This window comes from Verrucomicrobiia bacterium (assembly GCA_035495615.1).
Taxonomy (GTDB): domain Bacteria; phylum Omnitrophota; class Omnitrophia; order Omnitrophales; family Aquincolibacteriaceae; genus DATJFP01.
In genome coordinates, this window is the sequence record DATJFP010000003.1 from 1 (window position 1) to 11,330 (window position 11,330).

The 11,330-nt window shown below is 61.0% G+C and carries 1 protein-coding gene; it reads left to right on the top strand.

Features of this window, described 5'->3' with window-relative positions; all coding sequences use genetic code 11:
* Positions 1–57 precede the first annotated feature (57 nt).
* On the top strand, positions 58–11,330 hold an 11,273-nt coding region (locus VL688_00150; protein ID HTL46459.1), incomplete at its 3' end, for an HD domain-containing protein.

Here is an 11,330-nt window from a genome sequence, read left to right on the forward strand (position 1 = left end):
ATTCTGGGAACGGACCTTCGAAGTGTTTTGACGTCGCAGTTCACAGGCACCTTCCCTTTGCTGAAGCAGTGGGCTTCCGACCTTGACAGCTTGCGCGAATCCTACGCCTCCATGGGAGAGGGGCTGGTGGACACGCTAAAAAAAATGGGTGTGGCGATCGATCTCGAAGGCGCGGCCGAAGAAGAAATTCCCGCGCGTATCCAGGCCGCGGTACGGACGTTTCTATCTTCCGAGTCCGCGGCCGCGGAAGCGCTGGTCCGCTTCATTCTCGAAGCCGAAAGCGTCACAGACGACGAGCTGCACGGCATTTCGCACGCGGAGATCGCGGCCTGGCTCCTTCACGGGACGAAAGCTGCAGATGCCGGGGAGCGGGTGTCCGCGCTGCTGAGCGAATTGGCCGCGGCTCCGGACAGTCTGGACCTTTGGAAAGAAATCGGACGCGCCGTGCGCACAAAAGGTTTCCAGCTCGATCCCGCGCAGGCAACGGCGCTGCTCGCAGCCTTCCAGAGCATGAACATTCCCGCGCTCGATAAAGAAGCCCGGCCGCGCACGGATCCCGAAGTCAGCCGGCACGCGGCGAAAATGGCGGTCTTCCAATCCAAAGTCAACGCCACGGCCCAAATGTCGGTGCGCCCCAAGGCCCTGATGCAGATCGGCGAAGTATTAAGCAAGGCCTTGATCGCGGGACTCGCCAAAGAAGATCTGGGGCGGATTCTCGGCGCGTGGGCCGGCGGGATCCTGGGGACGGTTTCTTCCGGCAAGAGCGTCGAACCCCATTTCCGGGCGCCTGAAGCGGAAGGCGTTCTTGGGGGCATGCCCGCGTTTACTTCCATCCTGACTGATCATAACCGCGCCAAAGCCTTTTTCGAAGTCCTTTCCACCCTGCGTGTCGTGCTCGGCGAAAAGAAAACGGAACAAAATAATTTTGAAATCCCCCTGGGCGGCAATTTGTCCGTGCGGGTCGACACGGGATCTTACCGCCGGTTCATCGTGATCGAACGCGACGGAGCGGGCAAAGCCACGGCCGTGCAGATCAAGATCCCGGGAGAGCTGAAACAGAAACTCGAAGTGCACGACGGAGATTATACGGTCTCGGAGGCCTTTCGCGGGCTGCCAGGCCTGGAGGGGCGCTACCAGAGAACGCTCCTGGCCCTGGATTACGACCATGATATTTACGGGCTGTACGGCATGAGGTGGGATTCCTCCCAGGAAGATTTTCCGTTCCGCGTCGTGATCTCCAGCTATGACCTGTCACGCCACGCCACGACGAGCCGCCTGAACGAATACGTGAGCGCGCACAAGGGCGAAGTCGAGCCGGCAATCGCGGAAAACATCGCGCGCCAGGTCTCGGAGCTGGCTTTCGGCGGCGTCGTCGCCAACGGCTGGACCGGCGGCCGGGATCTCGTGCATCTGCAGAATTTCGAGATTACTGAGAATCCAGACGGGTCGGTGACGGTCGTCCTCACGAACGATTTCGGCGACTTCAAGCAAATCAAAAGCACCGAGGACCTCGCGTCGGTCGAAACCACCTACTTCCGTCTTCAGGAGGCCCTCCGCGAAATGAATCCCGCGGCCGAGACCGACCAGATCCTGAGCGAGGCCGCCCGCGCCGCCGACGAGAAACTGAGCGCCGTCAAACAGGCGATTCATCCCGAAGCCAAGCCGGAGCTGCGGACCGAAGCGGAAGAACCGGAGGCCGGGAAAGCCGTGACCGAAGCCGAGGCCGTCGCCAAAAACACGGCCGAGTTCAAGGACTTCCTGCTGAAGCTGAGAATCGTGAAGCCTGAGGAGATGGATTGGATCGATCTGCGGGTGGAGTCGCCGATTCCTGAGAGTATCAAGGACGAATTTTTCTTCAGGACCAATTTGGTTCCGGAAATGCTGAGCAATGCGATCCGGAGCACGCGCCTGGGATACCGGCTGAACGGCGGCCGCGCTTTGCCTGCGGAGAAGAAAATAAATTTTCTCGTGAAGATCGAGAATGGAAGAATGATTCTCGAGGCGACCGACCACAGCTATGGCATTCCGGAAGACCGCCTCAAGGTGCTGGGAAAGCAGCCCGTGGAATCCACTTTGGGGGGCGGCGGTTTCGGCATGCTCATGCTGACGAACATGATCCAGCAAAAAGGCGGCACCTTCGAGATCAAGTCGCGGTTTACGGAGAATGCGGTTGAAGAAGGGCTGGCGCCTGTCCCCGATGCGAATTCTTTTACCACACTGAAAGCCGTGGTGCCCCTGGACAAAATGGGCTATATCAAGCCCGCGGCGGATCAGGCCAAGTCCGAACTCCGGACTGAGGAAGAAAAACTAAAAGGGGACAAGCCGGTTGAAAAACTGGTTCCGCGGGACGAGAGCGCGGTTCCGGAAGCCCCGCTGGAAGATTACACGGGACATAACGCCTTTCACCAGCTGACCGCTCCGGTAAACGAATACAAGCAGCCGGCCCCGGCGCCCGCTCCGGCTGTGAAGCGGACTTCTTTTCGGATTCCCGCGCGTCTGACGCGCATCCTCACGGCAGGGCTCCTTGGCACCGTGCTTTTGACCACGCTGTCGAGTTTCAATTTTCCGGTGCGGCCGTTCCGCGAACAGTCTCTCCAGGAAAAAATGAAGCACCGGCGCGGCTACGAGAACATCTCGGCCATCGCCGCCGACCTGCGCGGCCCGCTCATCCGCGACCTCTACCATGATTTTTACCGCCAGAATCCGGACCGGCATGAATTCATGCCCAGGAACTACGACGAATATCTCAAGGCGCTCACCGAGTACGAAGCGGATTTTCCGGGGCTTTCGGGCAATCTGAAAGATGCTTTCGACACGGGCCTGGACATCATCCGGAAAGAAAATCCCGCGGAATACGAGACGTTCCGCGCGCTCTTTCCCAATTTCAACGGCATCATCGTCGTTGAAAAACTTCCCCACGGCCGCATGGCGGAAATGCATCCTCAATACGGCTTGATGCTGGTGACGGAAGATTTCTTGGGCGACGCTTATTTCAAAGCCAAAGACGAACGGCGCGACGCCATGGAAACCCGCCTCATCCTCTCGTCCCTTCTCATGCACGAGATGAAGCACCTGGCCAACGGGCAGAGCCGCTTCTTCGAGGAAATTCCCGGGGACGAGAGCGTCCATGCCATGGACGAGGAGAGCGCCTATTACCTCCAGACGCGCATTTCCATGGACGACACGGCCGCGGCGCCGCTCACGCTTCTCCGGGAATATTTATTCTCGGCGCACATTAAGGACGCTTACTACCAGGGCTATTTTGCGCGCCTTGCGATCAACCACGAGGATGCGATCAACGACCACTCGATCGCGGCGAAAAAACCCGAAGAAGTGCAGGCTTACCTGTCGCACAAAATGATGAACATGGTCGACCTGGCCTTGAATGCGCACAAAGCCGGCGTGAAGATCGAATTCCTCGCCGTTCATCCCGCGGGTTACGGGCAGACCAAGCTCTGGAACATGGAAGTCCTGGAAGACGGCAAGCCGGTCCGTTATTGGGTGCCGATGAAGTACGACGCGGGCAACAAGGCCGTGCTGCAGCGCATGCAGGGCACGGTGAAGGGCACGCAATACCAGGAATCGAAATATTTCGAAGGCCTCGAATACCTTCGCGAACCCGAAGCGCGGTTCGTCATCGCGCCGCCGGTGGAACGGCCCAGCACCCGCCAGCTCGCGGCGCAGCGCGCGGTCGCGCTTCCGGACGTGCGGCGGCAGAAAGTGGACGACCGCGGCAAGGCGATCATGGACGGCCTCATCCGCGACGTTGAAGCGGGCGGCAAGCGTTTCCAGCGTCCGGAGCTTCGCACGGGCCCCTCGGCCGCGGCCCCCGCCTTTGACGCGCGCGTCGAAGCGGAGCGGAACGTGCTGTGGAATGCGCAGCGCGGCTTCACGTCCTCGGATCCCGGCGTTATTGTCGATACGTACATCGCGCTGCAGGAGGGTTTGTTCCGCCTGTACGAAAAATCGCTTCCGAAGCTGCTGGAACATCCCAAGTCCGGGCCGCTCGTCAAAGCCCTTGCCGAACGGACCTTGAACGACGTGACCTCGATTCTGACCTCGCTGGGCGAGGCCGAGGGGACCGACAGCTATCTCGTCTGGGCTCCCATCCGGGAAAAAATTCAGGCGGGAACCGCGTTGGACGCGGCGGATGTCGAGGTCATCCGCCAGGCGCTGACCCGGACGGACAACAATCCCATCGACGGTTATTTCCGCGCGCTCGACGACTTTGCCATGGAACTGCACCTGGAATCCTGGCTTTCTCCGACCGACGACAAATCCAGTTTTTATTCCAAAGGCCCGTTCCAGGATACGGCCCAGGGAACCTACGAACGCTTCGCGCTTCCGCTCGAAGGCCTGGAAGCGGCGCTGCCGCGCATGGGCCGCGCCGGAAATCTCACCGGCAAATCCCTGATCTTCAACAACGGCGATTACGCCTTTCACGACCTGATCTATTACCTCACCGGACCCGAGGGGAAAAGCCATGCGCTGGTTGTTTCTCCGCATCTGTCCGCTCGGAATAAAGAGTTGCTGCAGGGGCTCGCGGATCGGGGGCAAGTCCTGGCCGCACCCGCTCCGGATTTTTCGAATGCCGCCAAAGCGGACATCGTGATCGTCACGGACGAAGACCTGCCCGCGCTGGCCCAGGCCCTGCGCGGCGACCCCGGCTTTCTCGCAGACAAGACGCTCGTCGTGCATTCCCGCGAGCGCACCGAGGCCGGAGAAGAGGTCATGAAGCTTGCCCAGGAGCGCGGCATGAAACGGTACGAAGTTCATGAGCTGGGGCAGTCGCTGGTTTCGCCGCTCGGCATGCCGCGCGAGGCGGCCCTGCTGAATCTCGATCCCGGTGACACGCTCGGCTCGAATCTGGCGTTTGTCCGCACCTTCGGCGGATTCATGGACAGTCATGCGTTTCTTGAAGCGCTGCTCCGCGTCCAGGACATTACCGAATTACCCCCCGCGTCAAGCCTGCCCGAGGGTTTTCAGGCGCATAGTTTCGGCGATGTCGATGCGGCCATAGACAACCTGACGGAACAATTCCTGGGGCTGATGGCAAAAATCGAGCGCCTCGAAGCGTCGGTCCCCGCCGGCTACGTCATGCCGCCGGATGTGCAGGCTAAATTCGAAGCGGCCAAGGCTGAGGCCGGCCGCGCCACTTCCGAGCTCCAGACAACACGGTTTTTTGCCCACACCCGCGCTTTTAATCCGGCCACCGAGCTAGCCTCGGCAAGCGCCCGGGTCCGTCCGCTGCAGCGGCTCCTGGCACATCTCAATCTCAGGATCGCGCAGGATTTTCCGTCCTTCCGCGCCCGTCTTGAAGAAGAAGTCACGGAAGGTCATGCCGCGGCCAGCGCCCCGGTCGCCGACAAAACGGGCGCCCTTCCGCAGACGACGGTCGTGACCAACAGCGCCATGGCCGGGATCCGGACTTTGAAAGATGTGGTCCAGCGCATGAGCGGCAAAGGCATGCTGATCGGAAAGAACGCGTATTACGAAACCGGTTTTCTGGTGGATGCCGAAGTCACGCCTTTTCCGCGCGCGGAACGCGTCGACGAACGGGACATCGCGGGCATGATCGAAAAAGTTCTTGAAGGTAAACACGACGCGCTTTTCCTCGAGCCGCTCGCGAACGCGATTTCCAAGCCTTCCGAAGCCGCGGTCCTGAAGGCCCAAGGCAAGGAGAAGTCGGATTTCCCGGCGTTCGACCTCCAGGCGATCCTCCGCGAATTTTCGAATGTCCAATTCAAGGAGCCCTTTTTCCTGATCCTGGACGTGGCGGTGTTCGGCCCCGCGTTCCGTTTGTCGGATTACCTGAAGGACGTGCAGCTGCCCAAGAACCTCAACCTCGTGCTCGTGCGCAGCTCGCAAAAACTCGATCAGCAGGGCCAGGAAATGGCGTCGCTCGGCGTGCTCAACATCATCTCCAGCAAAGGCACGGACCAGCAGGCGCTTCTCGCGCGGATCCTGCAGTCGCGGGAGCAGGGCGGCGCTTACCCGTCCGTCATGCAGCTGGCCTATCTCGCGTCTCTCGACTACAACCTGGATGAGGGCACGGCGCGGACGCGGCTGATCCATCGGAATACGGCCGAAGTCGCGCGCTTCGTGCAGACGCTGAAAAACAAAGAAGACGTCAAGAAGCAGGGGCTTGATTTCGAACTCTTCTATCCCGGGCTCGAAGGGACGGTGGAAACGGGCGGGCATCCCGACCACGAAATCGCGGTCCGCAATTACGGGGACATGACCGGTCCGTTTTTCCTCATGCGCCTGCATTTCCCGGATCCGGGCAACGACACGTTTTTGCCCGCGCTGCGCAAGGCGCTGACAAGGCGCGGCATCATCAACCACCAGCGCGCGAGTTTCGGCTTCAACCACATTTCACTCGATGCGATCTACCCCAATTCCACGGACCAGGTCTTCCGCATCGCGCTCGGCACGGAATCGCCCGAGCAGATCGCGCTCATCAAAGCCGCCTTCGAGGACGTCCTCGGCGGCCCCGCGTATCACGAAACGCTCGAAGGCATTGCCCGGGGCAAGGCCGTGATGGAACAGATCAAGAGAGTCATGGACAACGCGATCGCGGAAAAGGAAACCCGGCCCGAGCTCCGGACTTCGAGTCCGGAGGGTTTTCTCAGTGCCGGGCTTAAGGAAGCCCGGCCCGAGCTCCGGTCTGAAACCGCGAAGGAAGCTCCGGTGCCGCGCGCGGAGATGCGTCCGGGACAATCTCTGGCCCCCACGCTGAATGTGATCGAGGGCATGGTCGGCCCCGAAATCACGGCGCGCGTCACGACGGTGCTTCCTGTCGTTGCCGCAGGAGACCAGATCGGGGCCCGGGAAGAACTCCTCCGGCGCATGGCCCAGATTTATCCGGGGCTGCGTGAGGAGGCCGTCGAAAAATTGCAGGCTGCCGCGGCCGCGGTCGGCACCGAGGAAATCGGAACGCCGGCGGCTCTCGAAAAACTTTTCGAGGCCCTGGCCGATTACATGCCGGAAACCCCGGGCCTGAGTTCTCCTTTTTCGCTCTACAACCACAAGGTCCCCGGCATTCCGGTGCTGCGCGTCGTCGTGCAGCGCATGGGCAAGGACGGACCTCTGGCCCGCTATGTGACGGCGAGCGGCATGATCGTCGCCAATTCCGACCGTTTCAATAACCGGGGCTACCGGACGGAAAAAGGGGACACGGCCGTGCTCAGAGCCGTCCGCGAGCTGACCGTGATCCACGACATCGACACCCGATCGGGTTTTCATGCGGCGCCCGGGAAAATTTTGTCCTCGGTGCATATGCCCGGATTTCTTTACCGGTGGGCGCAAAAGTCCTCCTGGGCCAAGCGCCTGGCCGCGCGGTACGCGAGCGCCAAACTCTTTTTCCTGGCGCGCTTGGAAGGGTTCTTCGAAGGCTGGATTTATCACAACTATGTCCTGCGCGATGAGTATTCGCATATCCTCGGGCGGCGGGTGTATCCGCTCTTTGCGCCATTTGTCTTTCTCCGCGCGCTGGTAAGCGCCGCGTTGTTTTCGGACCGGGCTCCCCGGGACGATCAGTCCTGGATTCCCGTCTCCGAAATGGACGCTTCGGATTTCTGGACTTTCCTGGCGAACAAGCAGATGCTGCACACCCGCTTTATCGAATTTGGCGAACGGGAAGAGGCTTACAAGACCTACTATCCCTTTCTGACCCGGGAGCTGGAAGGTCTCAAGAACGCCATGGTGCCCGGCTACCAGGGGTCGATTTGGGAACTCCTCCAGCGGATGCCGAACCGGGATTGGCCGCTGCATCCGGCGATTCCGGTTGAAGCGGCGCGCCTGCTCGAGGTGCATCGGGAAACGGCGGGCGAGGAGGGCCGGCTCATCCGTCTCATCGCCGTCAGTCTTTTGGTCGAAAACGGGCTCTGGCAGGGATCGTCTGCGCAGATCGTTCCCGCGCTGCAGCAATTCGTCCGCCACAGTCCCGACCTGGTGCAGCGCGTGCAGTTGATCACGGACAATTTCTTCGGCCATCCCCAGCCCCTGCAGAGCCGCGGCTGGTCCTCGGAGTATAACCGCCACTTCGACACGTTCGTCAACGAGCTGGTCACGGAAGATCCCCAGCACACGGTGCTCAAATTCGGCATCCTGGCCGGCGCCGACAGCGTTCCGGTGTTCCTGCAGAAATACTACGAAATCGTGACCAAATTCGGTTCCATCCCGCATTCACCGCAGACCCGCGTGCGCGCCGTGCCGGTTTTCTTCAAAGAAAACGGCGAGCCCATGAGCGCGGCTGAGCTCGAAGCGCTCTTCCGCGACGATTCGACGCTTACGCCGGAAAAAGACTACGGCATTTTGAAAGACGTCCAGTTCCGCAAAGTCGAGGATTTGACCGCGGCCGCGCGCAAGGCCTATTACGGGGAAGGCGCGGACAAGATCCCGGGGCTTACGCTTCCTGAAGGCGACGCGGCCCGCGATACGGCGCTTCTGACCGCGCCGTCCACCGGTTCTTCCGCGGCGTTCGCGGAAGCGGCGGGCGAGGCGCGTCCGGGCGCTCTCTATTTCGACATGGTCAGCGAACGCGCCAAGCGCTGGCTTGTCATCGCCTACCTCATGTACAACGAAAAGCACAAGGATTCGACGCGCATTCCCACGCAGGTCGACGCGGCCAACCGGCGCTTCGCGGAAAAAGTCGACCATGCCGTCGCGTCCAAGGGCGCCGCGAATCCATTTGCCGGCCAGTACGTGCACGGCATCCGGGCGACGCTGAGCCAGCAGATGGAGGACAAGTATGTCAACGTCGACGCGGTGCGGTACATCGTCAACCAGGAAAACCTGCCGACGGAAGCTCTGGGCTTGAAATCCGACCGGGATTATTTCCCCATGAACGTGGACCTGAGCAGGCTCGGAGAAGGCGCGACGCTCGCTGACCTCGTCGGCGAGTCGACGTCCGCGGGATACGGCGACGTCCTGATTTTATACGACCGGGACCGCCTGAAAAATGGCGACGACGGCATCTTCAATCCTGTCAGCGCGAACCGGCCCACGAATCCCGATCACGAGCTGGTGTTCATGGTCCTGCCGCGCAGTTTCGTGAACGGCATCATCGTGCGCGATTCGCGCAAGGCCGGAGAAACGGGACCGAATGCCGAAGCCCTGGAAAGTATCCGCCAAATTGTTGTCGAGGGCGGCTTTTACGTTCCCGTTTTCGACATCCGGGGAAAAAATCTCTTCCCGCCGGCCGAATATGACAAGCGCCGGCGCGAATACGAACGCCAGCTGATTTCCGAGCGCATCGTGGACAAGCTCGACATCACGGGAGAGCAGCTCGGTTCGAATCCGGGCGGCGCGACGATGTTCGGCGGCGTCCGGTATTACGCGAAAACCTCGCGCACGGATGAAAACCAGCTGCGTCTTGAATACCTCGCGGACCTTTTTTACCGCGACCTCGGCATTCCGACGCCGGACAGCCTTCTGGTTCGCATCCGCAACGGCGCCCTCTACCGCCTCTCGCAGTGGCTGGAAGGAGAAAACGGAAAAGGCAATCTCAGCAGCCGCTTCATCGGCGACGTCCTGATGGCCAACGGCGACATCAGCGCCAACAGCGGAAATTTCATGCAGCTCCCCGTCGGCCTTACCGTCGCGCCCGATAACGGCAGCGCATTCTTTTTCCGCGCAGGAGGCAAGCGCAAAGGCACAGACCGCAGTTTACCGTTCGCAGGCGACAACGACAACGTAAAGGCGACTGTGGAGATGCTGGAAGGCGCCTATTTCAAAGGCATGAGCGGCGAACAGAAAAAGGCGGCGATCCAAGAGCAGCTGCGCATCCTCGACGAGCGCTTTACGGACGAAGCGATCAACACGCGCATCGACCAGGTCCGGTATCAAAGCGAGCTGGACGGCGAGACCGCCGAGGACCTGAAGCTGATTCTCAAGCAGCGGCGCGACGCCCTGTTTAAATATTACGAGTACACGAAGAAGGCCGCGGCGGCGACGAAGTTTCCCAGCGATTTTATCAAAGCTCTCCAGAATCCGCGGGCGGTTGCGGGAGGCAAAACGTTTGACCAGGTTGTCGCGGAAAACATCCCGGCCTGGAGCCGCATCGTGGGCAAGCGGCAGCACAACGGCGAAGTGCTGTCTGAGCACATCCAGAACGGACTCGTGAGCCTGACCGGCCTCGACGCGGAATACGGCAACATGCTGAACGATAAGGGCGAAAAAACGCTGGCGCTGCTCGCGCTTCTCTTCCACGATCTGGGCAAGCCGGTGTCGGCGGCGGGCACGCCCGCGGAACGCGACTTCGATCATGCGGCGGTGTCGGCCATGATCGCACGGGACGCGCTTTCGAAAACTCAATGGCATCTCGGCACGGCTTTCATCGAGGAAGTTGCCTGGGTCGTCGCCAATCACAGTTTCGTGACGGACCGCATCCGCCAGGACCGGTTTCCGCACGCACGCGCGGAAACCGTGGCCCAGGAGCTCGTGGCCCAGCTTCCCAAAGGCATTTCCGCCGCGCGCGCGGACCGGATGCTGCGCCTTTTGCGCGCGGTGAACAAAGGCGATGTGCTCGTCGAAGTTCCGGGACCTTTTGCCGCGGTAGAATCGAAATTCAACAACGTGTTCGCCTTCGCCCGCAATCTGGCCAAGCGCGCCGAGCTCCGCGCCGAGGAGGAGGAGAAGAAGCCCGAGTTTACTTTGAAACCGGTCGAAGGGACGTCCGACGTTTTTACGATCGAGGGCGAGATTCCCGCCGGCCTTCCGGCATCCTCTCCCGCGGCCATCCCGGCGCCGATCACGGACCGAAGCGTGCTGGATCCGGAAAAGGTCAACAAGGCCGGCGAAGAAGAAATCCGCGCCGGGCGCGCGCCGCTCGGGGTTTATCTGCCGACGCCCGAGAACAATGCGACGCTGGCGGATTTCGACAGGAGCGCCGACGGGCAATTTGTTTACGTTTACCGCGGCCTGGGAGATACGACCGTCGAATACGTGCGGGAGGATAAGAGCGCTCATCAATCCGCGGCCGCGCGGGACGGGAAAAGCAAAGAAGACGCTTACAAGGTTTTCGGCGCCACGCCGATCGATGCGGTCAACTACACCATGAATTTTTTTGTCGGCGGCGATGCGACGCTCCATACGACGGTGCGCGCGGAAATGGCCCGCGGATCCGCGGCAAACGGCGTTGTCGTGACTTACCGGATCCCTGTCGACTGGATCGTCCAGGAAAACAACCGGCCCGCGGTCGCCAGGATCAACACGACCGAAGACGAAGCCGCCTTTTATTACGGGCTTCCCGAAGAATTCGTCTACCGGGTGGATGCGGCCGAAGACTTCAAAGAGCAGGGGCCCCGCGGAGAAATGCGGGCCGCGGC